Here is a 26,999-nt window from a genome sequence, read left to right on the forward strand (position 1 = left end):
AACGGCCGTGGGTGGGGGCGGGGCCAGGGAGAGTGCCTGTGCCCCGGTGATCAGGACAGGCGCGTCACCCGGGCGCCGAACGACGGCCCGTCCAGCGTGCTCCCGACCGCGACCGGCACGGACTTCGCCCCATCGCCCTCGCCCACGGTGAGCACGCCGACCTCGGTACCGGCCTTCGCCTCGTGCGGAACGGCCTTGGAGCCCGGGGCGAGCGACAGCCGCAGCTCCTGCCCCGGTACACCGATGACGTTGACGTCCTTCGTGGCCACCAACGGCGTCGAACCGCCGAGGCCGTCCGACAGGTGCCCGACGAGCTCGCCCTTGCGGATGACCGTCGTGGAGTTCAGCGCGCTGCGGACCGCCTCGATGACCTTCCGGCTGTTCTCCTTCACAAGCCCCAGCGCCTTCGTGGCGTTCGGGTCCGGGCCGTCCACCCGCTGCTCCATCATCGCGCCGAGTATCAGCTGCGTCTCGCTGCCGACCGTCTTGTACGCCGCCCAGAGCAGGGTGCCGCCGGCGGGCGTGCTCGACCCGGTCTTGATGCCCTTGATGCTCAGGCCGTTGGCCAGCAGCAGGTTGTCGTTGTTGTTGTTGATCGGCTTCGGCAGGCCCTCGATGGTCGCGTTGGGCATCGCCACGACCGCGCGGAACGCCTCCTCCTTCATCACCGCCTCGCCCAGCTTGATCTGGTCGGCGGCCGTGCTGACGGTACCGGCGTCCAGCCCGCTCGGATCGGTGTACGTGGTGTCGTTCATCCCGAGTTCCTTGGCGGCCGCGTTCATCTTCGCGACGAACGCGTCCGTGGAGTCGGTCCCGGTGTCCCAACGGGCCAGCAGACGGGCGATGTTGTTGCCCGAGGGGATCATCAGCATCTTCAGCATGTCCTGCTGGCTGAAGGTCGTCCCGGCCTTCAACCCCTCGATGCGCGACTCGTCCTCGGCGGTACCGTCCGCCACCGCCGCCGCGTCGACCTCGATGCGCGGACCGGGTTCGTTCTTGCGCAGCGGATGCCCCTTGAGGATGACGTAGGCGGTCATCACCTTCGCGACGCTGGCGGTCGGCACGGGCTTCTGCTCGCCGAACGAGCCGACGTCGCCGGCGCCCGGGACCCGCACCGCAGCCTGGCCCTTGGCGGGCCAGGGGATCTGCGTGCTGCCCTCCAGGGCGTACGTGGTCGAGTTCGCGACGAGCTGCGGCGCCGGCAGGGGACGCAGCAACTGCCCCCCGACGGCGGCGGCGCCGAGCAGCAGCACGATCGGCGTCCACACCTTGACGCGGCGCGTGATCGTGCGACGCGGGGTCTCCGGCGGGGGAGCGGTGTTGGTCAGCTCGGCCAGCAGGTCGAGCGGGGGCATCGGCGCGGGGGGCGCTTGGTGCGCCGGGGATGCGACAGCGGGCCGCGCGGGCGCGGGGGCCGCCGGTGCGCGGCCCGAGCGGTGGTCCTTGAGCGCGAGGAACGTGCTGGTGCGCTCGGGGTCGTCGGCGGGTTCGGGGGCCTCGTGCGCGGGGGCGGGCGCGGGGTCGGCGGTGGCCGCGTCGGCCGCGACGGCTTCGGGGTCGGTGGCATCGGCGTCCGCGGAGGCGGGGTCCGTGCCCTTGGGGTCGGGTTCCGGCTCGGGTTTCGGGGTGCCGGAGTCGGTCCCGTCGGCCCGGGCATCGACTGCGGGGGTCGAGTCGGGGGCGTCGTTCTGGCTGCGGAGGGCCGTGCGGGGGTCGGTGGGGGCGTCGGTGTCGGCCGGGGTGCGCGATCCTGCGGCGTCGGCGTGGTCGGCATACCGCTCGGCGGCGTCGGGCTCGGTGCGGGCGCCGGCTGCGGTGGCGGAGTCGGCCGCCGGCGCCCTTTGCTTCTGCGGCAGTTCAACCGGGGGCCGCGCCTCGCCGGCTCCGTCCCGGGAGGTGTCCGCCGAGCCGCCGGACGCCTGCTCCGGGGAGTCCGCGTCCGCCGGTGCGGCGGCGTCCGGATCCGGGTCCGCGCTCGCGCTCGGGCCCGGTTCCGCGCTCGCGCTCGGGTCCGGTTCGGCAGCGGCGATGGTGCTCGGGTCGGCGTCGGCCGGCGTGCCCGCGCGCGGCTCGGCGCTGTCCGGGTGCGCACCCGCGTCCCGGTCGGCGTTGACGCCGGCAGGCGTGTCGCTCGCGTCGGCGTCGGCCTCTGCGTCGACGTCCGCGTCCGCGTTATCGCTCGCGTCGGCGTCGGCCTTGGCGATCGCGTCGGCCTCTGCCTCTGCGGCCGCACCGCGTGCGCCCGCGTCGCCGCTCGCATCGACGTCGGCCTCTGCCTCTGTGTCCGCGTCGCCACCCGCGCGGTCGTCCGCAGGGCCGCCCGCGTCGGTGGCGGTATCCGGGGGCGTGCCGGTGCCTGTGTGGTTGCTCGCGTCGTCGCTCGCGTCGGCGTCGGCGGCCTTGTCGGTGCCCGCGTCGCCGCGCGCGTCCGTGTCGGCACCCGGGTCGGGCTCGACGCTCGGGTGCGGGTCCGCACCCGCGTCCGGGTCGGCTCCTGTGTCCGCATCCGCGTGAGAGCCGGCGGTGGAGGAGTCGGTGGGCGTGTCCGCCTCGGCGTCGGCCTCCAGGGTGCTTGCCGGCGCGGCCTCGTCACCGGGGCCCGGGGTCGTGTCCTGCGCGTCGTCGGCGTCGGTCGGTTGCCCGGAAGCGTCGGCCGGGCTCGAACTCCGAGCCGGTCGCGCCGATGCCTCGGTCGGGGTCGAGGTCGGGGTCGTGGTCGGGGTCCGTGACGGGTCCCCGGCGTTGTCCTCCCGGCGTGGAGAACCCGCCCGCTCCTGCGAAGTGTTCGCCCCGTCGTCGGTGTTCTCCGCTTGGCCCGGGGTCGGGGTCCGTTCCCCGGCGTGCTCCCGCGCCGGGGTGTCCCGCGGGGTGCGGTCCGGGGCCGGAGCGGCCGTTCCGTTCCCCGACCCCGACCCCGAACCCGCCGCTCCGTCGCCGCCGGCCGCCGTCGCCTCGCCCGCCACCGATTCCGCCTTCATCTCCAGCGCCCACCTTGCTGCTCACGACCGGTCGGGCCGCTCCCGCGGCGCCGAACCGGCCGGTTCTTGCCGACACGTCGGCGCGCTCCTCCGGAGCCCGCCGCATCCCTAGATGTGCGTTCCCGCCCCCGCGTTCCCCGCGCCGGAAGCTGTGACCGTTCGGTCATACTCCGCCGCCGGGGTTTGACGATCACCGTTCCACCCTGCACTATTCCACTAACGTGTTAGTGGAATGAGGTGGAGCTGATGGAATTCCGAGTCGACCGTCGTAGCGGCGTCGCCACCTATCTGCAGCTCGTCACCCAGGTCAAGCAGGCGCTCCGCCTGGGTGTGCTCGAACCGGGTGACCGGCTGCCGACGGCCCGCGAAGTGGTCGCGGCGACCGCCATCAACCCGAACACCGTCCTCAAGGCCTACCGGGAGCTGGAGCGCGAGGGGCTCGTGGAGCCGCGCCCCGGCGCCGGAACCTTCGTACGCCGGTCCCTGTCCCACCCCGGCGCGGCGGCCGATTCGCCGCTGCGCCTGGCCCTGGCCGCCTGGATGCTCCGGGCGCGCGAGGCGGGTCTGGGTCGGGAGGACATCACGGCGCTCGTGGCGGCGGCCGTGGACGACAGCTTCAGCACCTCCGGGCCCGACGGGTCCGGTACGTCGAGAGAGGAAACGGCGTGAGCGATCCGACCCACGCGCCGGCACTACGGGCGACGAACCTCCGCAGGGAGTTCCGCGGCAGGCCGGCCCTACGCGGGTGCGACCTGGAACTGCCCCCCGGGCGCATCACCGCGCTCGTCGGCCCCAACGGCGCGGGCAAGAGCACGCTGCTCCAACTCGCCGTCGGGCTGATGCGCCCGACCGGCGGGCGCATACGTGTCTTCGACGCCGCCCCCGGCACCCGCGAGGCGCGCCGGCGCACGGCCTACCTCGCGCAGGAGAAACCGCTCCACAGCGGGTTCACCGTCGAGGAAACCCTCGGACTGGGCCGCAGGCTCAACCCCGGCCAGTGGGACCAGACCGCCGCGGAACGGCTCGTACGCCAGGGGAACGTATCCTTCGGCGCCCGGATCGGTTCCCTCTCCGGTGGCAACCGGACCCGGGTCGCCCTGGCGCTGGTGCTCGGCAAGCGGGCCGACCTGCTCCTGCTGGACGAACCGCTCGCCGACCTCGACCCGCTCGCCCGGCACGAGGTCATGTCCCTGCTGATGACGGAGGCCGCCGAACGCGGCACCGGCATCCTGATGTCCTCGCACGTCCTGGCCGAGATGGAGGACGTCTGCGACCACGTGGTCCTCCTCCAGGACGGCGCCGTCCGGCTCGCCGGGGACGTGATGGAACTCTGCGACGCGCACACCTGGCTCACCGGCCGGGCCGACCCGATGGAGCCGGACGGCTTGCCGCGCGCGTTCGACCGCGACGCCGTCGTGCACGCCGCCGCCAGTGGCCGTCAGGTCACCGCCCTCGTCCGTACGTCCCCCGGCGCCCCCTTCACACCGGGCGACCGGTGGATCGCCGAAACCCCCTCCCTGGAAACCCTGTTGCTCGCTCACCTGCGCTCACCGCGACCCACCGTCGGCGACGCCGACGCCGACGCCGACGCCGACGCCGACACCGACACCGACGCCACGACGACGGAGGTCGCCGCATGAAGGGCGCCCTCTGGCTGGCCTGGCGCCAGCAGCGGCTGTTGATCCTGGCCGCCACGGCCCTGCTCCTCGGCTGCGCGGTCTGGGTCGCGTACCAGCGCTCCGGGATGATGCAACTGATCGAGGAGTACGGGTGGGTGCCCTGCCCGGGGTGGAACGGCGGCTGCGAGGGCGTCGCCACCTACGAGATCATGAACGGCAACGTCGACGGCATCCGGATGCTCGGCACCTTGGGGTTCACGATCCCCGCCCTCATCGGCGTGTTCTGGGGCGCCCCGCTCATCGGCCGGGAGTTGGAGAGCGGCACGTTCAAGGTGGCCCTGACCCAGGGCGTCGGCCCGCGTGGTTGGTTCGCCGCCCGCTTCGGCCTCGCGGCGCTGTTCGCCCTGCTGGCCTCGGCGGTCGTCGCGGCCCTCGTCGCCTGGTGGTGGCTGCCGATCGCCAACACCCTCGAAGGCCCCTACTGGCACGACGCCGTCGTCTACAACGCGACCGGACCGGCCCCGCTCGCCACCGCCCTGTTCGCCCTCGCCGTCGGCACCCTCGCGGGGCTGCTCGTGGGCAAGGTGCTACCGGCCATGGGAGCGACCTTCGGCGTGATCGGCACGACCATGCTCGCCGTCACCTACTTCCGTACCTCCTGGATCGACCCGGAGGTCCGGATCACGCCGGGCATGACGCCCAAGCGGCTCGTCGGCAGCGCCTGGTCCACGGGCGAGTTCGGCTACCGCACGCCGGACGGCCGGGAGTTCTCCATCGGCGAATGGTGCCAGACGTCCGGGTGGGACGCCCAGCAGTGCATGGACGAGAACGGCTTCACCAGCCGCTACCACAAGGTCTATCCCAGCAGCGACTTCTGGACCTTCCAGTGGATCGACACCGCGCTCTACCTGGGCCTTGCGGCCGTCCTGATCGCCGTCACGCTGGCCGTCCTGCGCCGCCGCACCGCCTGACGGCCGCCCGCGCCGAGGCGCGGTAGGGGCTGGGCCCTCGTACCGGCCGACCCCCTGACCGCGTCGCCGACCGCCCGGCCCGAACCGCCCCATCACCTGTCCGCCGTACGGCCCGACCCGCCGCACGGCGTGCGCCGCACCACCCCGCACCTCTTCTCCGTACCCCAGGGGGGACCCCTCATGGCCACCAAGAAGAACCTCACCGCCAACCGCGCCGGCGTCGGGCACAAGGTCCGCTACGCGCTGGGCAACCCGACCCGCATCGCCCCGTACGTCCGGCGGGCCGCCCGGGACGGCTGGCTGCGCTTCAAGCACCCCGACCACGTGGGGTACTACCGCGCCGTCATGGCCTCCGACACCGGCCGCAACCCGGAGGCGGCCGTCGGCAGCCAGAGCCACGACCGGTGGCTGGCGCTCGGCAAGATGCAGTTCGACTACCTGGTGCAGCACGGCCTGACGCCCCGGCACCGGATGCTCGACATCGGCTGCGGCAACCTGCGGGCCGGTTGGCGCTTCATCGAGCACCTGGACGCGGGCCACTACTACGGCATCGACATATCGCCCGACATCCTCATCGCCGCCAAGCAGACCCTGACGGGCCGCGGACTCCAGGCCAAACTGCCGCACCTGACGATCACCCAGGACCTGACCCTGGACTTCCTTCCCGACCACCACTTCGACGTGGTGCACGCCCACAGCGTCTTCTCGCACTCGCCGCTGCACATCATCGACGAATGCCTCGCCCATGTGGGGCGCGTGCTGGCGCCCGGCGGCCGGTTCGACTTCACCTTCGACCGGACGGAGGGCGTCGAACACCAGGTCCTGCGCGAGGACTTCTACTACCGCACGCAGACCCTCGTGGACCTCGCGGCCAAGCACGGTCTGCGGGCCCGCTTCATGGAGGACTGGGAGCACCTCGGTCACGGCCAGTCCAAGATCCGCGTCACCGCCGCCTGAGCGATCCGCCCCGGGGAGCCGTCGCAACGGCTCCCCGGGGCGGACGGGGGCGAGCACGTCTGCGTGAAGTGCTCAAAAGTGCGTGGTACGAGACGACTTCGAGCAACTTCCTTCAAACGGACCCTCGGGACCGCTATGTTGCCGGGAGCATGCCAAAGCGGTGTGTCCGCGATCCGGACCGCACGAGGAGCTGCCCGATGACACCGAGCACCAGGCGCGACCGGCACGTCCCCCCACCCTCGCCCCCACCCCGGCCCCCGCGCCGGAGCGCACGCCCCCGCCGTCGGGCCCCGCTCAAGGCCCTGCTGGCCGCCGCCCTTACCGTCGCGGGACTCGCCGCCGTCGGCCCGGCGACCGCCCGCGCGGCGGGACCCGTACCGGCCCGGGCCGCGAGTGCCCCGACGGTGACGGCGGGCGACGTCACCGGGATCACCCGGGCCGGCAACGCCTTCACCATCAGCACGTCCAGCGGGGCCAAGGCCCGGGTGACGATCGCCCGCGCCGACGTCTTCCGGATCCGGATCTCGCCCGACGGCTCCTTCACCGACGACCCGGCCGGCTCCGACCTCGCGCCCACCACCGACTTCGGCCCGGTGAACGCCGACTGGACCGACGCCGGCGCCCACCACCGGATCACCACCGCGGCCGTTTCCATCCGCGTCGAGAAGTCACCCCTGCGGTTCTCGGTCCACCGCGCCGACGACTCCACCCTCATCTGGCAGGAGACCCGGCCCACCAGCTGGGGCGGCGGAAAGACCACCCAGTACCTGGCCCGGGGAGCCGACGAACAGTTCTACGGCACCGGCTTACGGCTCGGCGAATGGGCGCTGCGCGGCAAGACCGTGCCCGTCGCCGTGGACAACAAGTGGCGCGAGAACGACAACGCCAGCCCGGCCCCCTTCTACATGTCGACCAACGGCTACGGCGTCATGCGCAACACCTGGGCCCCGGGCTCGTACGCCTTCGACGCGCCCACCGCCCTCACCCATGACGAGGACCGGTTCGACGCCTGGTACTTCACCGGGGACTCCCTGAAATCCGTCCTCGACGCGTACACCGACGTCAGCGGCAAACCCTTCATGGCGCCCCTGTGGGGCTTCGAACTCGGCAACGCGGACTGCTTCAACGCCTCCAACCCCGACTACCAGGGCCGCCACGACCGCCTTCGGCACCAGAGCACCCCCGATGTCGTCGGCTACGCCACCGACGCCCGCGCCGCCGACATGCCCTCGGGTTGGTTCCTGCCCAACGACGGCTACGGGTGCGGCTACACCGCACCCCTGAAGTCCACCGTCGACGCCCTCGCGGCCAAGGGATTCCGGACGGGCCTGTGGACGTCCACGGGCCTGGGGTCCATCGCCGAAGAGGTCGGCAAGGCCGGCAGCCGCGGCGTCAAGACGGACGTCGCGTGGATCGGCGGCGGCTACAAGTACGCCTTCGACGGGGTCCGGCAGGCCGTCGAGGGCATCGAGAAGAACTCCGACGCCCGCCGCTACGTCTGGACCGTCGACGGCTGGGCGGGCACCCAGCGCAACGCCGTCGTGTGGACCGGCGACACCCACGGCACCTGGGACGACATGCGCTGGCACGTCCCCGCCCTCGCCGGAGCCGGCCTCTCCGCCCTCAACCACGCCGCCGGCGACGTCGACGGCATCTTCGGCGGCAGCCCGAAGACGTACGTCCGCGACCTCCAGTGGAAGGCCTTCACCCCGGCCTTCATGACCATGTCCGGTTGGGGCGCCACCGGCCCGTCGGCCGGCTACCAGGACAAGCAGCCCTGGCGGTTCGCCGAACCGTACCTGTCCATCAACCGCACATACCTCCAGCTGAAGATGCGGCTGATGCCCTACCTGTACACGATGAGCCGCGTCGCCCACGAGAGCGGCGTGCCCAGCACCCGCGCCCTCGTGCTGGAGCACCCCGACGACCCGGTGGCCCGCGGCAACGCCACCAGCGGCCAGTTCATGGCGGGCGACTCCTTCCTCGTCGCGCCCGTCGTCTCCGACACCTCGGTGCGCGACGGCATCTACCTGCCCGCGGGGACCTGGACGGACTACTGGAGCGGGCGGACGTACGCCGGACCGGGCTGGTCGAACGGCTACCGGGCGCCCCTCGACACCCTCCCGCTGTTCGTGAAGGGCGGCGCGATCGTCCCGATGTGGCCGCAGATGAACCACACCGGCGAGAAGCCCGTCTCCACCCTCACCTACGACATCCACCCGCGCGGGGCCTCCACCTTCACCCTCTACGAGGACGACGGCCTGACCCGGGCCCACGAGTCGGGCGCCTTCGCCCGCCAGCGCGTGGACGTCACCGCCCCCACGACCGGAACCGGCTCGGTCACCGTCGCCGTCGGCGCCCCCACCGGCCACTACACCGGCAAACCCGCCTCGCGCGGCTACGAGTTCAGCCTGCACGTGGCCTCCGCACCCACCGCCCTCACCCTGGACGGCGCCCCCCTTGCCCGCCTCGCCGACCGGAGCGCCTACGACGCGGCCACGACGGGCTGGTACTTCGACCCGGCCGACCGCGCCGGCATCCTGTGGGTCAAGTCCGGTGTGAGGTCGGGGGCGTTCACCGTCACCGCCGCCGGGGTGGCCGTCCCGGCGGCCGATCCGGTGCCGGCCGGCTCGCCGCCCCTGGACCCGTCGCGGTGGAGCCTGGTCTCCGCCGACAGCCAGGAGGCCGCCGCGGAGAACGGGGCCGCGCGCAACGCCTTCGACGGCAACCCCGCCACCCATTGGCACACGGCGTGGTCCACCGGCGCGCCGGCCGCGCTGCCGCACGAGATCGTCCTCGACCTCGGAGCCCGCCACACCGTCGACGGGCTCGGCGTGCTGCCCCGCCAGGACGGCGGCGTCAACGGCCGGATCGGCGGTTACGAGGTGTACGTATCGGACTCCACCGCCGACTGGGGCATCCCGGCGGCCACCGGGGCCCTCGCCGACGTCGCGGGCCCGCAGAGCGTCTCCCTCGCCCCCCGGACCGGCCGCTACGTCAGGCTCCGGGCCCTCACCGAAGCCGGCGGCCGCGGACCCTGGATCAGCCTGGCCGAACTCACCCTGACCGGTCGGCCGGCACCGCTCCCGGCCGACGTCACCCTCGTCAACGCCGCCTCGTCGCGCTGCGCGGACCTCCCGCACAGCGCCACCACCCCCGGCACCGAGCCCACCCTGTACTCCTGCCACGGCGGCCCGAACCAGCGCTGGACGTCACATCCCGACGGCCGCCTCACCGGCCTCGCCGGGGTCTGCCTCGATGGCGCCGACCCGGCGAAGGTCACCGTACGGGGCTGCGACGGCAGTCCCGGCCAGCACTGGCGGACCGCCCCGGACGGCAGTCTGCGCACCGCCGACCAGTGCCTCACCCCGGCCGGGTCCGGCACCGCCAACGGCACCCGGCTCACCCGCACCACCTGCACCGGCACCCCCTCCCAGCGCTGGACGCTCACCCCCTGAACCGTCACCCGGCCGGGGGCGACCCGGCGCTCCATCGGGTCACCAACTCACCGCACTGAAAAGCGAGGTTGACATTCACCCCTGCCCTGTACCACCCTTTCACTACTTCATTAGTGAAAGGGTGGTGCGAGGGCGTGCTGGAGTACCGCATCGACCGGCGCAGCGGCATGGCCACCTACCTCCAGATCGTCCAGCAGACCAAACAGGCCCTGCGGCTCGGCCTGTTGGAACCCGGCGATCAACTGCCCACCGCGCGCGAGGTCGTGGAGGCGACCGCCATCAACCCGAACACGGTCCTCAAGGCCTACCGGGAGTTGGAGCGCGAAGGCCTCGTCGAAGCGCGACGCGGCATGGGCACCTTCGTCCGCCGGACCCTGGGCGCCGCGCCCGCCGGTTCGCCCCTGTGGGAGGAACTGGCCGACTGGGCGCGACGCGCCGGCGAGGCCGGCCTCGCGCGGGACGACGTGGCCGCCCTCTTCACCGCGGCACTCGACGAACACTTCGAGCTCGACGAACACTTCAAGGGGGACGACGCGTGAACGACATGGCGATCGAGGCGGAAGGCCTCGGTCTGCGCTACGGACGGAAGGGGGCCTGGGCCCTGCGCGACTGCTCCTTCCGGCTCCCCGCGGGCCGGGTCTGCGCGCTCGTGGGCCCCAACGGCGCGGGCAAGTCCTCCCTCCTCACGCTCGCGGCGGGCCTGGAACGCCCGACCGAGGGCTCCCTCACCGTCGCCGCCTCCCGCGAGACGCTGGCGTACGTGGCCCAGGACAAGCCCCTGTACCCGCAGCTCACCATCGGCGAGACCCTGCGCATGGGCCACGAACTCAACCCCGACCGCTGGGACGCCGCGAAGGCGGCACGCATCGTCGAAGCGGGCGGACTCCGCGAGGACGCCCGCATACGAACGCTCTCCGGAGGTCAGCGCACCCGCGTCGCCCTCGCGCTCGCCCTGGCCAAGCGGCCCGCGCTGCTCCTGCTGGACGAACCGATGGCCGACCTCGATCCCCTCGCCCGGCAGCAACTCATGGGCCTGCTCATGGGCGACGCCGCCGAGAACGGCACCTCCGTGGTGATGTCCTCGCACATCCTCACCGAGCTCGAAGGGGCCTGTGACCAGCTGCTCCTCGTCGACGGCGGCCGGATCCGCCTCTCCGGTCCCATCGAGGACGTCATCACGGCCCACAGCCTGCTCACCGGCCCCGCCGCGGCCGCCGGCGAACTCGCCGCGCACACCGTCGTCGAATCCCGCACCACCGGCCGACAGCTGATCAGCCTCGTACGGCCGGTCGGCCCGGTCGACACCGGCACCTGGCACGCGGCGCACCCGACCCTGGAGGAACTCCTGCTCGCGCATCTCCGCGCCCCCGACGCCCCGCCCCTGGTGCTCCAGCCCTCCGGCGCCGAGGCGGTGCGGGGATGAGCGCGCTGACCCTGAAGGGCCCCCACTGGGTCACGGTCCGCCAACACCGGCGCGCCCTGTGGGCCCTGCCGGCCGCCGTCGCCGCGAGCCTCGTCGTCGCCGTCGCCCTGCGCGTGCTGTCCTCGCCGCGGGGCACCCTGGATCCGAACATCTGGTACGACCTGCGGCCCAGCGCCTTGGAAGGCGCCGGGCGCGGCATGCTGCTCCTGCCGGTGCTGATCGCCGCGTTCGTGGCCGGCCCGATGCTGGCCCGGGAGATGGAGAGCGGAACGTACCGGCTCGCCCTGACCCAGTCGACGACGCCGAAGGCCTGGCTCGCCTCCAAGGTCGTGGTCGCCGCGGTGCTGTCAGCCGCCTGTGCGGCCGCCATGATCGGGGTGTACCGCTTCGGTTGGGCTCCGGTGGCCGGCAATTATCAGCTCTCCTGGGCCGACCGGGGCACCTACGAAGCGACCGGACCGGTCGTCGTCGCCTACTGCCTGCTCGGCGTGGGCGTCGGAGCCGTCGTCGGGCAGTGGATCCGACGCACCCTGCCCGCCCTGCTCGTCGCCGGCGCCGTCACGGGCCTGGTGGTCGTGGTGTTCGGGTTCCTGCGCTGGTCCGTCCTCCCCCCGGTGACCATCACCACCCCGCTCGCCGAACGGCCGGAAATGGGAATGCCCCGATCCGCATTCCTGATGGAATCCGGCCTCCTCAAGGCCACCGGCGAGCGCATGCCCGGTTGGGGCTGCCACAGTTCGTCCGGCGACCTCGCGTCCTGCGCCGCGGACCTCCAGGTCACCGGCCGGTACGTCGACTACCACCCGTACGCGCACTACTGGCAGACCCAACTCATCGAAACCGCCGCCGTCCTGGCCCTGACGGCCCTCGCCCTCCACGCCGCCTTCCGCATCCTGCGCTCCCGTCGGGGCTGACGCCGGCGCGGGCCGTACGCGTCGAGCCGCCGCGGCGGCCGGCCGCGTACGGCCCGTCAATCCGTTGGCGACCGTCCCGCCGCATGGGTGATCATGCACGCCATGACCACAGAATCGACCCACGCATCGGCTTCGGGGACCTGGAAGCTCGGCGACCTGGAGATCAACCGCATCGGCTTCGGCGCGATGCGCCTCCCGCAGAACGGCGCCGCGCTGCGCGCCGACGCGGTATCGGGGGACCGCGACCGGGCGATCGGCGTCCTGCGCAAGGCGATCGACCTCGGCGTCAACCACATCGACACCGCCACGTTCTACTTCTCCCCGCTGCGCTCCGCCAACGAACTGATCAACAGCGCCCTGGGCGGCCCCTACCCGGACGACCTGGTCATCGCCACCAAGGTCGGACCCGGCCGCGACCAGTCCGGCGCGTGGACCGCCCACGCCGGCCCCGCGCAACTGCGGGGCCAGGTCGAGGAGAACCTGCGCCAGCTCGGCCGGGACCACCTCGACGTGGTCAACCTGCGCATCCTCGGCACCGACTCCGTCGCCGAACGCTTCGGTGCCCTCGCCGACCTCCGACAGGCCGGACTCATCCGGCACCTCGGCGTCTCCAACGTCACTCCCGAGCAGCTCGCCGAAGCCCGGGCCATCGCCCCGGTGGTCTGCGTGCAGAACCCGTACGGCATAGGGATGCGGCCCGACCAGGACGAGTTCGTACGCTCCTGCGGCGAGCAGGGCATCGCGTTCGTCCCGTTCTACTCGATCGCCACCACCGGACGCGAGGGCGGCGCGAGCGGCGCCGAGAGCGAGGAGGTGCTCACCGTCGCGAGGGCGCACGGCGCGAGCGCGGCCCAGGTCCGCCTGGCCTGGACCCTGCACCGCGGCCCGCACGTGCTGGCCATCCCCGGCACCGGCAACCCCGACCACCTCGTCGCCAACGTCGCGGCGGGCGCCCTGCGCCTGACCGGGTCCGAACTGGCCCTGTTGGAAGGCCTCCACCGGCGCGAGGCCTGATCAACCCGGCCCCGGGGCGCGGGGTGTCGGTGGTCCGTGGTGGGATGAGCGGGCTCTATTGTCGTGAACCTGCTGGGAGATCACCCTCATGCCCGTGTACCCGTCGCTGACCCACGCCTTGGCCGAGGCCCTGGTCGACGTAATCCGTTTCGTCGAGGACAGCGAGGAGGAGCCCATGGACGCGGACGACGCCGTCAAGGTCCTGGAGGGGGTCGCCCACCTCGTGGGCGAGCTGTCGGCCGACCAGCGCGGCGAACTGGCGGACATGCTGGGGACGATGGCCGAGGCCGAGGTCGACCCGGACCGCCGCGAGTTCCTGGAGGAGTTCCCCGAGGGCTTCGGACTCCTCGACGACTGACCCCTGACGCCGACGGGCCGGCACGGGCCGGGTTCCGGCCGGTCCGGCCCGGGAGGCGCACGTCGCCCGGCCGGGCCTGCGGCACAATCGGCGGATGAGCGAAGAAGCCCCCAACGACCCTTACCTCTGGCTGGAGGACGTGACCGGCGAAGCGGCCCTCGACTGGGTCCGGGACCGCAACGCCGAAACCGTGGCCGCGCTGACCGCCTCTCCCGGCTTCAAACCGCTGGAGCAGGACGTGCGCGAGGTCCTCGACGACGACGGCCGGATCCCGTACCCGGTCCGCCGCGGCCGGCACCTCTACAACTTCTGGCAGGACGCCGACCACGTCCGCGGGATCTGGCGGCGCACCACCCTGGAGGAGTACCGCACCGAGCACCCGGCCTGGGAAACCGTCCTCGACCTCGACGCGCTCGCCGACGCGGAGGGCGAGAAGTGGTCCTGGGCGGGCAGCCGCGTCCTGGCCCCCGACCACCGGCACGCGCTGCTGCTCCTCTCGCGCGACGGGGCCGACGCCAGTGTGGTGCGCGAATTCGACCTGGAGACGAAGGAGTTCGTCGAAGGCGGCTTCGAGGTCGCGGAGGCCAAGACCCGCATCGGCTGGATCGACCACGACCACGTCTGGATCGGCACCGACTTCGGCCCCGGCTCGATGTCCCCGTCCGGCTACCCGCTCCAGGCCCGCCGCTGGCGCCGCGGCACCCCCCTCGACCGGGCCGAGACCGTCTGGACGGGCGAGCCCACGGACCTCTCCGCGAGCGGCTGGCACGACGACACCCCCGGATTCGAAAGGGACTTCGTCCACCGGCAGATCGACTTCTGGAACCAGCAACTGTTCCTCCTGCCGCAGGACGGCGACGCCCCACCGCTGCGGATCGACGTACCCGACGACGCGCACGCCTCCGTCCACCGCCGGTGGCTCCTGGTCACCACCCGCTCGCCGTGGCTCGGCCACGCACCCGGCAGCCTCCTGGCGTTCGACTTCGACGCCTACCTGGCCGGCGCGCGCGAGCCCGCCGTCCTGTTCACCCCCGACGAACGCACCGCCCTCGCCGACTTCAGCTGGACCCGCAACCACCTCATCCTCAGCATCCGCGCCGACGTCTGCTCCCGCATGGAGCTGCTCACCCCCGGCCCGGACGGCTGGCGGCGCCGCCCCCTCGCCGGGGTGCCCCCGCTGTCCACGGCGTCCGTCGTGTGCACCGACCCCGACGTCGGCGACGAATACTTCCTGAACGTCTCCGGCCACCTCCAGCCCTCCACCCTCCACCGCGGCACCGCGGGCGCCGACGACGGCGGCGAGAGCGTCAAGCGGGGCCCGGCCCTCTTCGACACCACCGGCCTCACCGTCCACCAGTACTTCGCCACGTCCGCGGACGGCACCCGGGTCCCCTACTTCGTCATCGGCCCCGAGGACCGCCCCGGCCCCGGACCCACCCTCCTCTACGGGTACGGCGGCTTCGAGATCTCCCTCGCCCCGCACTACAGCGCCGTCACCGGCCGGACCTGGCTCACGCGCGGCGGCACGTACGTCGTCGCCGGCATCCGCGGCGGCGGCGAGTACGGCCCGGCCTGGCACCAGGCCGCCCTCGGCGCCCACCGCGTCCGCGCCTTCGAGGACTTCGCCGCCGTCGCCCGCGACCTCACCGCCCGCGGCATCACCACCCCCGCCCAACTGGGCATCGAGGGCGGCAGCAACGGCGGCCTGCTGATGGGCGCCGTCCTCACCCGTGACCCCGAGCTGTTCGGCGCCGTCGTCGCCCACGTACCGCTCCTGGACATGCTCCGCTTCCACAAGCTCCTCGCCGGGGCCAGCTGGGTCGCCGAGTACGGGGACCCCGACGACCCCGCCGACCGGCCCCACCTGGAGCGGATCTCCCCGTACCACCGGATCCGCGCCGAGGGCCCCCCGTACCCTCCGCTGCTGCTGCTCACCTCCACCCGCGACGACCGCGTGCACCCCGGGCACGCCCGGAAGATGGCCGCCCGACTGCGGGAACACGGCCACCCCGTGCTCTTCCACGAACACCTCGGCGGCGGCCACGCGGGCGCCACCGACCACGCGCAGACGGCCTTCAACGAAGCCCTCGTGCACACCTTCCTGTGGGAGCGGCTCACCCCCGGGCACTGACACCCCGGCGCGCTGCCCGGCCCGTCCGCCGCCGCGGCTGGTGGAATGGGCGGGTCGGCGGCCCGCACGGGGCCGCCCCACGGGCGGAGGCACTGTGTCGGAACACGACGGCGCGCACCCCCACCCCGACTCCCGGCCGTCCCCCGACCGCGGGCCGCACGTCCCACCTACCGTCACCGAGACCCTCGACGCGATCGGCACGACCGACGACGAACGCACCACCTGCCGCGAACTGGCCGCGTACGTCTTGCGCACCCTGGGCGACGCCGCCGCCGTCGACCTGACCGTCGACGGCGTCACCGAACGCGTCGCCGTCGCCGGGGCCGCCCACCTGCTGCGCGCCCCCCTGCGCGCCGTGCGGCCCGCGGTCCGGGCCATCGACGGCGGACACCCGATGCGCAGCTGGACCCAGCGCCCGGGCCGCGCCCCGGTGCACGGCCTGTCCGTCGCGCTCGCCCGGCAGGGCGCCTCGTACGGGACCCTGCTGGCCGTCCGTTCCGGAACCGGCTTCACCGACGCCGAAGCGGCGGTCCTGCACTTCGCCGCCCGGGTCGCCGCCGTCCACGTACGCCACGCCCGGCGGCTCGCCGCCACCGAGAGCGTCGCGCTGAACCTCCAGCGGGCCCTCGTCGCAGACCCGGGCAGGCCGCACCCCAACCTCCTCGTCGCGGGCCGCTACCTGCCCGTCGGGACGAGCGCCCTCGTCGGCGGCGACTGGTTCGAGACCGTACGGCTGCACTTCGGCCGGACCCTGCTCGTCGTCGGCGACGTCATGGGGCACGGCCTAGACGCCGCCGTGGACATGAACGCCTACCGCTCCACCCTGCGCGAGGTCGCCTCCACCGACCTGCCCCCGCACCGGGTGCTGCGCCAGCTCGACTCCCTCGTCGCCGAGGACGCGGCCCGCCGACCGGCGACCTGCCTCCTCGTACGGGTCGACCCGGCGCGCGGCACTGCCGTGTACGCCAGTGCCGGTCACCTGCCGCCCGCGCTGTTCGGGGCCGACGGGGTCGGCCGGCTGGTCGACGTCCCGGTGGGACCGCCACTGGGCACCGGCCTCGGGGGCTACGAGTCCGTGGCCCATCCGCTCGGCGAGGACGACACCCTGCTGCTGTACACGGACGGGCTCGTCGAGCGGCGCGGGGAGGACATCGACACCTCCCTGGACCGCCTCACGGCCCTGCGGATCCCGGCCGGCGGGGGAGTGGCCGAGGTCGCCGACGCCGTCGTGATCGGCCTGGACGCACGGCACGCGGAGGACGACGTCGCCGTCCTCGCCGCCCGCGTCAGGGCCCGCGCCCCGCACGGCTGACCGGTGCCGACCGGTCCACGGGCAGGCCTACGGCAAGGCGCGGGCGATGAGGAGGGCCACGTCGTCGTGCGTGTCGGGGCGGCGCAGGGCCGACAGCAACAGGTCACAGGTGTCCTCCAGCGGGCGGTGCGGTCCCGCCAGCAGGTCGGTCAGGGTGAGCAGCCGGGTGTCGATGTCCTGGTCACGGGTCTCGACCAGGCCGTCCGTGTAGAGGACCAGCTCGTCACCGGGACCGAGGGTCACGCTCGTGGTGTGGAAGGGCACCCCGCCCACGCCCAGCGGCACCGCCGTCCTCAGCCGCAACAGCCGCGGATGACGGCCGGGGCGCAGGTGCACGGGCGGCAGGTGCCCGGCCGTCGAGATGTGGCACAGCCGGGTGTGCGGATCGTAGACCCCGTACACGCAGGTGGCCATGGCCTCGCCGAGGTCGGCGGTCGCCGCGTCGAGGTGGGTGAGGACCGTCGCGGGCTCCAGCCCGAGGCGGGCCAGCGCCCGCGCGGTGGCCCGCAGCTGCCCCATGGTGGCGGCGGCGTTGATGCCGCTGCCCATCACGTCGCCGACGACCAGCGCGGTCCGGTCCCCGGGGAGCGGGACGACGTCGAACCAGTCGCCGCCGGTCTCGTCGGCGGCCCCGGCCGGCTGGTAGCGGTAGGCGATCTCCAACCCCGGGGCGGTGCGGGGGTCCTGCGGCAGGAGGTGGCGCTGGAGGGCGAGGGCGGTGTGCCGCTCGCGCTGGTACCAGCGGGCGTTGTCGATGGACACGGCCGCGTGCGCGGCCAGCTCGGAGGCGAGCAGGACGTCGTCCTGCCCGAAGGGCGCGGAGTTGCGGGTCCGTTTGAGGTCGAGGGCGCCGAGGACCTGCCCGCGGGCGATCAGCGGGACCGCCAGGTAGGAGTGCAGCCCGGCCGCGCCCAGCATCCGGGCCGCCTCCTCGTTCCGGGCGATGCGCGGCAGGTCCGCGGGGAGCACCCGCGGTACGAGGACCGGCCGGCCCGTACGGACGCAGCGCGTCACCAGCCGGCCCGGACCGTACAGCGTCACCTCCCCGACGGGGTCCGCGGCGTCCTCGGCCGCATTGCGGTAGCCCGACTTCAGCGCCAGCGCACGGAACCGCACGGAGCCGTCCCGCGACGCCTCACCGGGCCGGGTACCGGTCAGGATGGTGTCGAGCACGTCGACGGCGGCGATGTCGGCGACCTCCGGGACGACGACGTCGGCCAGTTCCCGGGCGGTGATGTCGAGGTCGAGGGTGGTGCCGATGCGGACGGAGGCGTCCGCGATCAGGGACAGCCGGCGCCGGGCGTGCGCGGCGGACACGGCCGTGCGGTGCTGTTCGGTGACGTCCACGACGGACACGGCGACCCCGATGGTCCGGGAGGCCTGGTCGTCGAGCCGGTAGATCGACACCAGCCAGGCGTGCTCATCGCCCCTGTCGCCCGGGATCCGGCCGGTGGTGAACTCGTCGAGCATCGGTACGCCGGTCTCCATGACGCGGCGCATCCGCGCCTCGATGGCGGACGAGCCGAGGAAGGGCAGCACCTCCCCGATCCGCCGACCCAGGTGCTGGTCCGCGGGGACCCCGTTGATCCGCTCCAGGGCGGGGTTGATCAGGACGTACCGCAGGTTCGTGTCGAGGACGGCCAGGCCGATGGGGGACTGGTCGACCAGGCGCAGCGACAGGGCCAGGTCCCGCTCGACGCGCCGCAGGGTGGCCTGCTCGGACGCCAGACCGAGTGCGTACCGCCGACCGCTCTCGGCCTCCAGCCGCATGTTGCGGAACTCCACGATGACGGTCCGGCCGTCCCGGTGCCGGGTGGGGAACGATCCGGCCCAAGCGCCCTCACCGGTCATGACGTGGGCGAACAGGGTGAGCACTTCGTCGCGGTGGCCCTCCTCCACCAGCAGCTGCGCCGCGTACTGGCCCAAGGCCTCCTCGGCGGTGTACCCGAAGAGGGTCTGGGCCTGCGGGCTCCACAGCCTGATCCGGCCCCGGTCGTCCAGGACGATGGAGGCCACGCCGAGGACGTCGAGCAACCCTCCTGCTGTCGCCGCCCCCACCAGGGGACCGGCGGCATGCTGAGGGGAGTCCTCCTCGGCCATGACCGGCCTCCTCGTCCAGGGCGCGTGCTTCCATGCTGCGGCCCCGTGCGCCGACCTGCGAGCCCGGTGTGGCGGGCGGGGGGCCGCGGGGGGCGGTACGGGCCCGTCGCCGGGCCCGGTTCCGGGCGGGGGCGGTCCTGCTCGGAACCGGGAACGATCGGCCGTTCAGCGGTCAGCGGAACAGCATGGAGGCGCCGCCGGCCGGGGTGGCGACGGAACCCGGGCACAGGAAGCTGCCCGAGGCCTTGGTGGCGGTGAAGGGCTGGTTCACGTACGTGCGGGTGGCGCCGTCGCGGTCCCAGACGATGTTCGACGCCTTGTAGCGACAGGTGATGAAGCTCGCCTGCCCGGTGATGTCGATGAGGTCGGCCCGGGCGGTGGCGGCCGCGTCGTCGAAGGTGAACGCCGGGTTGTTGTTGAGGGTGGCCTTGATGCCGCCGTCGCAGGCGAGGTTGCCGCCCGGCTTGTTGATGGTGGCCCGGTCGACCGTCAGGGCGGCGGGCGGTTCGGCGCTGGTGCTCGCGTTGGTCCAGGTGCAGGTGTTGCCCGCTACGACGATGACGCCGTCGACCTTGCGGTCGGCGGCGCCACCGGACGCTGCGGCGGTCGTGGCGGCGCCGACCGTGGCCGCGACGGCCACCATCGTCACGGCGAATTTCACGAGGTGCTTCATGTCGCTCCTCCTTGACACGTCCTTGTGGGGGTGTGGCGCGAGGGCGGTGCGGAGTGCGGAGCGCGCACTGCGGTGCACTGCGGTGCGTGCGCCAGGGAGATTCCCACAGGGGTCTTGAGATGTCATGAGCACAACATGAATTGGCCGGAATTCGGCCGCCGGCGCGGGTGGCGGGGGAGTACCGCTCCGGAGACCCACGCGGCGACGGTCAGGGCAGGTCGGACGGGACCGGATCGGCCTCGGCCTCGTAGACGTGCGGCCCGTCGCCCTGCCACTCCAGCAGGGTGGAGTCCCCGCCCAGCACGAGGTCGTCCGGGTCGGGCACCGCCGCGCGGCGCAGGAACTCGATCACGTCGCGGTCCTCGTGCGCGACACCGAGGGCCGCCTCGCCCCCCGGGGTGCGCAGGGTCACCCGCCGACCCCCGGACGGCGAGATGCGGTGTACGACGATCGGTGCGTGCTCCATCCCCCCACCCTCCCGCCCCACCCGCACCCCCGCATCCGGACACCCCCCGGCCCCCGGCGGGTACCTGCGGATCCCGCGTCGCCGGAGTCCGGTCGCCCCAGGCCGGCTCGGGCCGTGGCGCGGATCCGCTTCGTGCGGCCGTGCTCGTCCAGGAGCGCGAGGGCGTCCGGGTTCGCCGCGCCGACGGCCGCCCGCCGGCGACCTCGGGCGGTCCCGGCCCGTGCGATCGCCGTTCCGTGGGACGTCACCACGGGCCGTCGCCGGTCGGGTGGAGGAAGGCCGCGGCGATCTCGCGCACGCGGTCCCACGTGATGCCCGTCCGTTGCTCGACGGCGAGGGGATGGTCGGTGAGCTCCAGTTCGACGGAGGGGCGTTCGCCGACCGGTCGGGTGTGGACACGGGTCTTCAGGTTGAGGGTGGTGCGCGGGTAGAGCCGCAGGTCGGTGGTGAGCCAGCCGAAGTACGGACTCTCGGACTCCCGGCCCTGCGTGTTCCACAGGTCCGCCGTGCGGGAGAAGTTCTCCGGGCTGAGGGAGACCCAGACGCCCCAGGAGAACACCTCGGTGCTGCCGATGACCGGTATCTCGATCATGCCCTTGACGAAATAGTGCTGTGCGTTGATCACGCACTGCTCCGAGGAGAGCAGGCAGCCCTCCGCGTCGGCCAACGCCGCGTCCCATCCGGCCGGAGCCTGCGCCGTGTAGTTCATCGGCACCTCCGCATGGTGCGCGCCGCAACGGACGCAGGAGAATCCGAGATCATCACTCATGCCACCGAGCCTAGTGCTGTGGCCGGAAGGGTTTGCCGGGTCGCGGTGTTCGGTGCGGTGCATCGCGAGGCGGAGGGTCGTGGTTCGTACTGGACGTACTTCCGTGGTCCGACAACGCGGCGAGGTGCCGTGCCGGGCGCCGCGACCCGGTGGACCTTTCCGGTCACAGCACCAGTGACCACCCCCACCACCCGGGGAGGCACCTGCCGGGTCCGAAGAACCTGCGCCGGTGGGCGGCGGGGTCGGGGCGTGGGGGTGGAGGGCGTGGCAGGGTGGGGGGATGTGCGGTCGATACGTAGCCACCCGGGGGCCCGAGGACCTGAGCGGGCTGTTCGGGGTCACCCGGTGGGAGGGCGACTCCGAGGTTCCGCCCAGCTGGAACGTCGCTCCGACCGACCCGGTGTGGGCGGTGCTGGAGCGAGCGGACCGAGAGAGCGGCGTGTGGGAGCGGCAGCTGCGCCCGCTGCGGTGGGGGTTGGTGCCGTCCTGGTCGAAGGCCCCGAACAGCGGGGCCAAGATGATCAACGCCAGGGTCGAGACGGTCGAGGAGAAGCCCGCCTACCGGCGTGCGTTCGCCAAGCGCCGCTGCCTGTTGCCCGCCGACGGCTTCTACGAATGGCAGCCCGTGGCGGCCACCGAGCACGCGAAGGCGTACAAGCAGCCGTACTTCATCCGTCCCGAGGACGGCGGGATCATGGCGATGGCAGGCCTGTACGAGTTCTGGCGCGATCCCTCCGTGGCCGACGCGGACGACCCGGCCGCCTGGTGGGCGACCTGCACCGTCATCACCACCGAGGCCACCGACGCCGCCGGCCGCGTCCACCCCCGGATGCCGCTCGCCCTCGCGCCGGCCGACTACGACACCTGGCTCGATCCCGGCCACCAGGACCCGCACGCCCTGCGCGCCCTCCTCGCGGCCCCCTCCGGCGGCCGGCTGGACGTCCGTGCCGTGTCCACCGCCGTGAACAACGTCCGCAACAACGGCCCCGAGCTGCTGGCCGACGCGTAGAGCGGCCCGCCTTGCCCGCAAGCCCGCCCCGGAGGCCCTCGTCGCGGCTCAGCGGCAGCACAGCACCGGTACCCGCTGGACCAGGTTGTTGCCGAAACCCCCGAGGTTCCAGGGCTGTTCCAAGGGTTGGGCGCGGCCCTCGGCGTCGGTGGCGCGGGCCGCGAGGGTGTGGGTGCCGGGAGTGGTCGTCCAGTCGCAGCGCCACGCCTGCCAGGCCCACCCGCCTGGCTCCCGGGCCGCCAGCCGGGCCCGTACCCAGGACGTGCCCCCGTCCGTACTCACCTCGACCCGTACGACGGGCCCGCCGCCCGACCAGGCACGCCCCTCCAACCGCACCGGGCCCGGCCGTACGACGCGGGCCCGCGACATGAAGTCGGGGAAGCCCGGCGGAACCATCAGGGCCCTCGGCAGGATCCGGGTGACGGGAACCCCGGGGTCGTCGGGGAGGTCGGTTGCCTGCCGGTACCGGTAGGCGACGCTCTGCTGGAAGCCGGTGAACGGAACGTCGGTCAGGGTGATGTCCCGCAGCCACTTCACGTGCGCCATGCCGTACCAGCCCGGTACGACCAGCCGCAGCGGGTACCCGTGCTGCGGCGGCAGGGGCACCCCGTTCATCGTGTGGGCGATCAGCACCGGCGGGTCCTCGCCGGTGGCCACCCCCAGCGGCAGACTGCGCCGGTAGTCCTGCTCCACGCCCCGCTCGACCCCGTGATCGGCGCCCGTGAAGACGGCTTCGACCGCTCCCGGCAGCGCCCCGGCCTCCGCGAGGACCGTCCGCAGCGGGACGCCCGTCCAGTCCGCCGTGCCCACCGCCTCGACCAGCCACGGCTGGCTCACGGGCCGGGGCGACAGCCGGGCCCTACCGTTGCCCGCGCACTCCATCGTCACCCGGTGGGTGACGGCGGGCAGGGCGCGCAGCGCCGACAGGTCCAGCTCCAGGGGTCTGCGCACGAGCCCGCCGACGGACAGCCGCCAGCCGGCGTCGTCCGCCAGGGGTATGTCGTAGTGCACGAGCACGTAGTGCAGCCCGGCCGGGGTGACCTCGTAGCGCAGGGCCTCCAGCGGGAGCCCGTGGTTGCGGGCGGCGAGGGCGAGCTCCTGCCCGCTGATGCCCTCCCCGTCGTCCGCGATCCGCCCCGGGGTGCTGACATCGCTGAGGGAGCCCTCCATCACCCCATCGTCGCGCGCGCGAAGGGGTTCGGCACGTCGTCGCCGACGCCCTGCGGGGTCGGTTCGACGGCGCTCCGGTGAGGGGAGCCGCACGACGGGGCTTCGCCGACGCGGTCCGGGTCCGGGCGGTGGTGCGTGCCGGAACCCTCCACGAGCGCGCCGAACCGGAGGCGCCCCCGACCGGCCGGCGAGCCGCCGGTCCGGCGGCCCCGCCCGAGGACGGTTGGCGGGCGGTGCGGGACCGGATGCGCCGCGACGGCTTCCGCTCCTCGCACGAACCCTTCCCGTGAGCCCGACCTGAGGGCGCCCGCCGGCGGCCCGCGCGGCACCGGCCGTCGCCCCTGTGGGCCCCGTCCGCCCTGGGCCGAAAGCTTGGTCGTTCGTGTCGGTGCCGGGGCGGGCGCACACCGTCCGGCACCGTGGGCGCGGTGGGCGGCCGTCCGCGTGCGACGGTCCCGGAACGCTGCGAGGGGTTCGCATGGCCGAGTACGACGACACCTCCCTGACCCGCCGGCGCGCCGTGCTGCTGGCGGCGGGAACGGCCGGGGCGGCCGCACTGACCGTCGCCTGTTCGAGCGCGACCGGGGACCGCGGGTCCCCGGCGCGGCGGACGCCGGCCGACCCCGCGGCGCTGCCCTCGGCCGGCTCCACCGCCCCCGGCTGCGTGCTCACGGCCGAAGCCGGTGAAGGCCCGTACTACCTGGACCTCGACAAGGTCCGCTCCGACGTCACCGAGGGCCGGGGCGGCGTACCCGTGCGGCTCGATCTGACGGTGGTCCGGATGTCGGCGGGCTGCCGGCCCCTCGCGGACGCCGCCGTCGACATCTGGCAGGCCGACTCCTCGGGCACCTACTCGACCGGCAAGGCCACCTTCCTGCGCGGGACGCAGATCACCGACGCCGGCGGCCGCGCCGTGTTCCGTACCATCGTGCCCGGCTGGTACGCGGGCCTGGCCCCGCACATCCACTTCAAGGTGCGTCCCGACGCGGGCGCCGGGACCACCTCGCAGTTCTTCTTCCCCGAGGACCTCCTCCTGCGGGCGTACGCCCTCGCCCCCTACGACCGCCGGCGGGCCCCGAAGCACCCCAACGAGCGCGACGACCGCTACCGGGCCGCCGGTGCCGACATGACGTTGAAGCCCGTCGCCGACGGCAGGGGCTACCGCGCCTCCTACACCGTCGGCATCGCCTGAACCCTCGCCGGTGGCACCGGAGTCAGGCGCCCCGTGCGGTGCAGCGCGTACACCGCCGCGGTGCAGCCCAGGCCGAGGGCGCAGAGCGCGAGCCAGGGCAGCGCCGACAGGCCCGCGGCCCGCGCGGTGTCCAGCGCGGCCCCGGTGAGCAGGTTGCCGAGGGCGATGCCGAGGCCGCAGACGGTGTTGTAGAACCCGTAGTGCGTCGCGACGAGACGGTCCCCGCAGAGCCGGACGATGGTGTCCATCTCGAAGGGGTAGGCGATCATCGTGCCCAGCGCCAGCATCAGCGCCGACACCGCCGGCGGCCCCGCGGCCAGCACCTTCGCCCCCGCTCCGGCCGGTTCCACGGTCACCAGCGAGGCGGCCAGCAGCGGCAGGAACGCCGCGCCCATGACGAGCAGCCCCCAGGTGAGGGCGCGGCCCGGCTCCATCCGGGCCCTGCACCACGCGGTGACCCGGGTCTGGAGGAGGATCGTGCTCAGCCCCGACACGGCGAACAGGGCCGCCACCGAGGCCGTGCCGAACCCGCCGTCACCGCCGAGGCGCCGCACCTCCAGGGGGAGCGCCAGATACACCTGGAAGGTCATGACGTACGAGCCGATCATGGCCAGGGAGAACAGCAGGAACGACCGGTTGGCGAGGATGCCGCGCCACTGGACCAGCACCCGCTCGCGCGGACCGGACGCCCGGTCCCCGGCGTCGTTGCCCCGCCGCGCGGGCAGGGCCCGGATCTGCACGACGCCCAGTACGGCGAACACCGCCGCCGCGGTCAGGCAGGTGACGCGGAACCCGATGCCCGTCAGCACCATCCCCACCAGCGGGCCCAGCAGGATGCCCGCCTGGTAGAAGACGTTGAACAGGGCGAACGCCTCGACCCGGCGTTCGCCCGAGGCCGCGGCCAGGTAGGCCCGGGTGGCCGGGTTGAACAGCGCTCCGGCCAGGCCCGTCGCCGCCGAGGCGGCGATCAGCGCGGGCACCGAACCGACCAGCCCGAGCGTGGCGAACCCGGCGACGCGCAGCCCCAACCCCGCGATGATCATCGGCTTGTAACCGAACCGGTCGGCCAGCGTGCCGCCGATCAGGAACATCCCCTGCTGACTGAAGTTGCGCACGCCCAGGATCAGACCGACCGTCCACCCGGCGAGCCCGAGCGGCCCCGCCAGGTGCGCGGCCAGATAGGGCATGAGCATGTAGAACCCGAGGTTGATGGTGAACTGGTTGACCATCAACAGTTGGACGCAGCGGTCGTATGAGCGGACCTGCGCGAGGGTGCCCTGCATCAGGCCCGCTCCTTCGCACCGGCCGTGCCCGCCGCGTCGGGGGAGCCCCCCGGCCCGCCCACCGCACCGGGCGCCAGCGGATCGACGACGTCGGCGCACCGGGTCCAGCGGGTCACCTCCCGTTCGTCCGGGCGGCGGATCGAGTCGGGTTCGGCAGCCGGCGGGGCGTCCAACAGGCCGTGGTCGGCGCAGTAGTCGTCGTCGTACACGGTGCCGAGGTAGCGCTGCGGGCCGTCGGGGAAGACGGCCGCGATGCGGGCGCTGCGGGGCAGCGTCCGGGCCAACCAGCCGGCGACCAGGGCGACCGCGCCGACGCTCCAACCACCCGCCGCGTAGTGCGAGGCGGCGAGCCGGCGGCAGGTGTGGACGGCTTCCGCCGGGGCGACCCAGTGCACCTCGGAGAACTGCTCGTAGGCGACGTTGCGCGGATGGATGCTCGAACCGAGGCCCCGCATCAGTCGGTTCCGGGCGGGCTGCCCGAAGATCGTGGAACCCACCGTGTCCACCCCGACGAGCCGCAGCCCCGGATACAGCTGGCGCAGGACGCGGGAGACGCCCGCCGAATGCCCTCCGGTGCCGACGCTGCACACCAGGACGTCGATGTGCCCCAGCTCGGCGGCGAGTTCCAGGGCCAACCCGGTGTACGCGGTGGTGTTGTCGGGGTTGTTGTACTGGTCCGGGCACCACGAACCCGGATGGCGTCGCATCAGCTCGGCGACCCGGTCCCGGCGCGCCTGCTGCCACCCGCCGACGGGATGCGGCTCGGCGACGACGTCGACCCGCGCCCCGTACGCGGTCAGCAGGCGGGTCATGGAGGGCTCCAGACCGGGGTCGGTGACCAGGGTGACGGGATGCCCGTGGACCATGCCGGCCAGCGCGAGCCCGAGGCCCAGGGTGCCGCTGGTGGATTCGATGACCCGGGCCCGGGGCGCGAGGTCGCCCCGGGCGCGCGCCCGTTCGACCATGTGGAGGCCGGGGCGGTCCTTGATGCCGCCGGGGTTGAAACCTTCGAGCTTCGCCCAGAACCCGCGGTCGGTCCGGGACAGCGGGTCCGAGACGCGCAGCAGGGGAGTGTTGCCGACCAGCCCGGACAGGGAGGTGCGGCTGGGGGGTGTGAGGCCGGTGATGGGGGGATGCATCGTTTCCGCTCTCGGTCGATGGAACCGGTGGTCGCACGGGCGGGTGTCGTCGGGCCTTCCCAC

Annotated in this window: 22 protein-coding genes and 1 pseudogene; 15 read left to right on the forward strand and 8 right to left on the reverse strand. The window is 73.5% G+C overall.

Going from position 1 to position 26,999, the window contains the following annotated elements; all coding sequences use genetic code 11:
• Window positions 1-50: 50 nt before the first annotated feature.
• On the reverse strand, window positions 51-2,978 hold the full coding sequence (locus tag ACZ4XJ_RS13550) for a serine hydrolase (RefSeq protein WP_468496256.1): 2,928 nt from the start codon (window positions 2,976-2,978) through the stop codon (window positions 51-53).
• 246 nt (window positions 2,979-3,224) lie between these two features.
• Here ACZ4XJ_RS13550 and ACZ4XJ_RS13555 point away from each other — a divergent pair, with 246 nt between their 5' ends.
• The 12 genes and pseudogenes from ACZ4XJ_RS13555 to ACZ4XJ_RS13610 all read left to right on the forward strand — a co-directional run bounded on the left by ACZ4XJ_RS13555 (window position 3,225) and on the right by ACZ4XJ_RS13610 (window position 17,135).
• A complete protein-coding gene (locus ACZ4XJ_RS13555; RefSeq protein WP_362877762.1) occupies window positions 3,225-3,647 on the forward strand; it encodes a GntR family transcriptional regulator in 423 nt (140 codons plus the stop codon).
• A 98-nt stretch (window positions 3,648-3,745) separates the two neighbouring features.
• A pseudogene (locus tag ACZ4XJ_RS13560) lies at window positions 3,746-4,618 on the forward strand (ABC transporter ATP-binding protein); the annotation flags it as partial.
• Window positions 4,615-5,568 carry a transporter gene (locus ACZ4XJ_RS13565; protein ID WP_468496257.1) on the forward strand — a complete coding sequence of 318 codons (954 nt, stop codon included), beginning with the start codon at window positions 4,615-4,617 and terminating at the stop codon, window positions 5,566-5,568. The pseudogene ACZ4XJ_RS13560 and the gene ACZ4XJ_RS13565, both read left to right, overlap by 4 nt.
• Window positions 5,569-5,748: 180 nt before the next feature.
• A complete protein-coding gene (locus ACZ4XJ_RS13570; RefSeq protein ID WP_362877759.1) occupies window positions 5,749-6,525 on the forward strand; it encodes a class I SAM-dependent methyltransferase in 777 nt (258 codons plus the stop codon).
• Window positions 6,526-6,722: 197 nt separating this feature from the next.
• The gene (locus tag ACZ4XJ_RS13575; RefSeq protein WP_468496258.1) at window positions 6,723-9,983 is read left to right on the forward strand and encodes a TIM-barrel domain-containing protein; all 3,261 of its coding nucleotides are present in this window, start codon (window positions 6,723-6,725) and stop codon (window positions 9,981-9,983) included.
• Window positions 9,984-10,117: 134 nt separating this feature from the next.
• Window positions 10,118-10,522, forward strand: a complete 405-nt coding sequence (locus ACZ4XJ_RS13580; protein ID WP_362877757.1) for a GntR family transcriptional regulator — start codon at window positions 10,118-10,120, stop codon at window positions 10,520-10,522.
• A complete protein-coding gene (locus ACZ4XJ_RS13585) occupies window positions 10,519-11,406 on the forward strand; it encodes an ABC transporter ATP-binding protein (RefSeq protein WP_468496259.1) in 888 nt (295 codons plus the stop codon). The genes ACZ4XJ_RS13580 and ACZ4XJ_RS13585 overlap by 4 nt, the downstream gene beginning before the upstream one ends.
• Complete coding sequence (locus ACZ4XJ_RS13590) at window positions 11,403-12,320, forward strand: ABC transporter permease (protein WP_468496260.1); 918 nt, start codon at window positions 11,403-11,405, stop codon at window positions 12,318-12,320. Before ACZ4XJ_RS13585 ends, ACZ4XJ_RS13590 begins: the two co-directional genes overlap by 4 nt.
• Window positions 12,321-12,422: 102 nt before the next feature.
• Entirely contained in the window at window positions 12,423-13,334 is a 912-nt protein-coding gene (locus ACZ4XJ_RS13595; protein WP_362877754.1) for an aldo/keto reductase, read from the forward strand.
• Between the two features lie 88 nt (window positions 13,335-13,422).
• Window positions 13,423-13,692, forward strand: coding sequence for a hypothetical protein (locus ACZ4XJ_RS13600; RefSeq protein WP_362877753.1), 270 nt, complete (start codon window positions 13,423-13,425; stop codon window positions 13,690-13,692).
• A 94-nt stretch (window positions 13,693-13,786) separates the two neighbouring features.
• Window positions 13,787-15,823, forward strand: coding sequence for a prolyl oligopeptidase family serine peptidase (locus ACZ4XJ_RS13605; protein WP_468496261.1), 2,037 nt, complete (start codon window positions 13,787-13,789; stop codon window positions 15,821-15,823).
• Window positions 15,824-15,917: 94 nt separating this feature from the next.
• Window positions 15,918-17,135 (forward strand): PP2C family protein-serine/threonine phosphatase, encoded by a 1,218-nt coding sequence (locus ACZ4XJ_RS13610; RefSeq protein WP_468496262.1) that lies wholly within the window; start codon window positions 15,918-15,920, stop codon window positions 17,133-17,135.
• Window positions 17,136-17,162: 27 nt separating this feature from the next.
• Here ACZ4XJ_RS13610 and ACZ4XJ_RS13615 read toward each other — a convergent pair whose 3' ends face one another.
• The 4 genes from ACZ4XJ_RS13615 to ACZ4XJ_RS13630 form a co-directional block, all read right to left on the reverse strand.
• A complete protein-coding gene (locus ACZ4XJ_RS13615) occupies window positions 17,163-19,235 on the reverse strand; it encodes a SpoIIE family protein phosphatase (RefSeq protein WP_468496263.1) in 2,073 nt (690 codons plus the stop codon).
• 172 nt (window positions 19,236-19,407) lie between these two features.
• Window positions 19,408-19,908 (reverse strand): hypothetical protein, encoded by a 501-nt coding sequence (locus tag ACZ4XJ_RS13620; protein ID WP_468496264.1) that lies wholly within the window; start codon window positions 19,906-19,908, stop codon window positions 19,408-19,410.
• A 208-nt stretch (window positions 19,909-20,116) separates the two neighbouring features.
• Window positions 20,117-20,374 carry a hypothetical protein gene (locus ACZ4XJ_RS13625; protein WP_362877748.1) on the reverse strand — a complete coding sequence of 86 codons (258 nt, stop codon included), beginning with the start codon at window positions 20,372-20,374 and terminating at the stop codon, window positions 20,117-20,119.
• Between the two features lie 244 nt (window positions 20,375-20,618).
• A complete protein-coding gene (locus ACZ4XJ_RS13630) occupies window positions 20,619-21,083 on the reverse strand; it encodes a DUF2199 domain-containing protein (protein WP_362877840.1) in 465 nt (154 codons plus the stop codon).
• Between the two features lie 340 nt (window positions 21,084-21,423).
• Here ACZ4XJ_RS13630 and ACZ4XJ_RS13635 point away from each other — a divergent pair, with 340 nt between their 5' ends.
• A complete protein-coding gene (locus ACZ4XJ_RS13635; protein ID WP_468496265.1) occupies window positions 21,424-22,152 on the forward strand; it encodes an SOS response-associated peptidase in 729 nt (242 codons plus the stop codon).
• Window positions 22,153-22,200: 48 nt separating this feature from the next.
• Here the strand turns inward: ACZ4XJ_RS13635 and ACZ4XJ_RS13640 are convergent, their stop codons facing one another.
• Window positions 22,201-23,322 carry a sulfite oxidase gene (locus ACZ4XJ_RS13640; protein ID WP_468496266.1) on the reverse strand — a complete coding sequence of 374 codons (1,122 nt, stop codon included), beginning with the start codon at window positions 23,320-23,322 and terminating at the stop codon, window positions 22,201-22,203.
• Between the two features lie 77 nt (window positions 23,323-23,399).
• Here ACZ4XJ_RS13640 and ACZ4XJ_RS13645 point away from each other — a divergent pair, with 77 nt between their 5' ends.
• On the forward strand, window positions 23,400-23,612 hold the full coding sequence (locus tag ACZ4XJ_RS13645; RefSeq protein ID WP_468496267.1) for a hypothetical protein: 213 nt from the start codon (window positions 23,400-23,402) through the stop codon (window positions 23,610-23,612).
• A gap of 188 nt (window positions 23,613-23,800) precedes the next feature.
• Window positions 23,801-24,514, forward strand: a complete 714-nt coding sequence (locus tag ACZ4XJ_RS13650; protein ID WP_468496268.1) for a dioxygenase family protein — start codon at window positions 23,801-23,803, stop codon at window positions 24,512-24,514.
• Here the strand turns inward: ACZ4XJ_RS13650 and ACZ4XJ_RS13655 are convergent.
• Together ACZ4XJ_RS13655 and ACZ4XJ_RS13660 are read right to left on the reverse strand one after the other, a co-directional pair.
• Window positions 24,493-25,797 carry an MFS transporter gene (locus tag ACZ4XJ_RS13655; RefSeq protein WP_468496269.1) on the reverse strand — a complete coding sequence of 435 codons (1,305 nt, stop codon included), beginning with the start codon at window positions 25,795-25,797 and terminating at the stop codon, window positions 24,493-24,495. The genes ACZ4XJ_RS13650 and ACZ4XJ_RS13655 overlap by 22 nt on opposite strands.
• Complete coding sequence (locus ACZ4XJ_RS13660) at window positions 25,797-26,936, reverse strand: PLP-dependent cysteine synthase family protein (RefSeq protein WP_468496270.1); 1,140 nt, start codon at window positions 26,934-26,936, stop codon at window positions 25,797-25,799. Before ACZ4XJ_RS13660 ends, ACZ4XJ_RS13655 begins: the two co-directional genes overlap by 1 nt.
• Between the last annotated feature and the right edge of the window lie 63 nt (window positions 26,937-26,999).

It is taken from the genome of Streptomyces sp. NPDC029836, assembly GCF_055574495.1.

Coding starts and splice junctions, on each gene's coding strand:
- ACZ4XJ_RS13570 (WP_362877759.1), top strand. CDS start 5,749: ATGGCCACCAAGAAGAACCTCACCGCCAACCGCGCCGGCGTCGGGCAC.
- ACZ4XJ_RS13615 (WP_468496263.1), bottom strand. CDS start 19,235: ATGGCCGAGGAGGACTCCCCTCAGCATGCCGCCGGTCCCCTGGTGGGG.
- ACZ4XJ_RS13655 (WP_468496269.1), bottom strand. CDS start 25,797: ATGCAGGGCACCCTCGCGCAGGTCCGCTCATACGACCGCTGCGTCCAA.
- ACZ4XJ_RS13550 (WP_468496256.1), bottom strand. CDS start 2,978: ATGAAGGCGGAATCGGTGGCGGGCGAGGCGACGGCGGCCGGCGGCGAC.
- ACZ4XJ_RS13590 (WP_468496260.1), top strand. CDS start 11,403: ATGAGCGCGCTGACCCTGAAGGGCCCCCACTGGGTCACGGTCCGCCAA.
- ACZ4XJ_RS13595 (WP_362877754.1), top strand. CDS start 12,423: ATGACCACAGAATCGACCCACGCATCGGCTTCGGGGACCTGGAAGCTC.
- ACZ4XJ_RS13660 (WP_468496270.1), bottom strand. CDS start 26,936: ATGCATCCCCCCATCACCGGCCTCACACCCCCCAGCCGCACCTCCCTG.
- ACZ4XJ_RS13630 (WP_362877840.1), bottom strand. CDS start 21,083: ATGAACTACACGGCGCAGGCTCCGGCCGGATGGGACGCGGCGTTGGCC.
- ACZ4XJ_RS13565 (WP_468496257.1), top strand. CDS start 4,615: ATGAAGGGCGCCCTCTGGCTGGCCTGGCGCCAGCAGCGGCTGTTGATC.
- ACZ4XJ_RS13575 (WP_468496258.1), top strand. CDS start 6,723: ATGACACCGAGCACCAGGCGCGACCGGCACGTCCCCCCACCCTCGCCC.
- ACZ4XJ_RS13640 (WP_468496266.1), bottom strand. CDS start 23,322: ATGGAGGGCTCCCTCAGCGATGTCAGCACCCCGGGGCGGATCGCGGAC.
- ACZ4XJ_RS13650 (WP_468496268.1), top strand. CDS start 23,801: ATGGCCGAGTACGACGACACCTCCCTGACCCGCCGGCGCGCCGTGCTG.
- ACZ4XJ_RS13600 (WP_362877753.1), top strand. CDS start 13,423: ATGCCCGTGTACCCGTCGCTGACCCACGCCTTGGCCGAGGCCCTGGTC.
- ACZ4XJ_RS13555 (WP_362877762.1), top strand. CDS start 3,225: ATGGAATTCCGAGTCGACCGTCGTAGCGGCGTCGCCACCTATCTGCAG.
- ACZ4XJ_RS13605 (WP_468496261.1), top strand. CDS start 13,787: ATGAGCGAAGAAGCCCCCAACGACCCTTACCTCTGGCTGGAGGACGTG.
- ACZ4XJ_RS13635 (WP_468496265.1), top strand. CDS start 21,424: ATGTGCGGTCGATACGTAGCCACCCGGGGGCCCGAGGACCTGAGCGGG.
- ACZ4XJ_RS13620 (WP_468496264.1), bottom strand. CDS start 19,908: ATGAAGCACCTCGTGAAATTCGCCGTGACGATGGTGGCCGTCGCGGCC.
- ACZ4XJ_RS13625 (WP_362877748.1), bottom strand. CDS start 20,374: ATGGAGCACGCACCGATCGTCGTACACCGCATCTCGCCGTCCGGGGGT.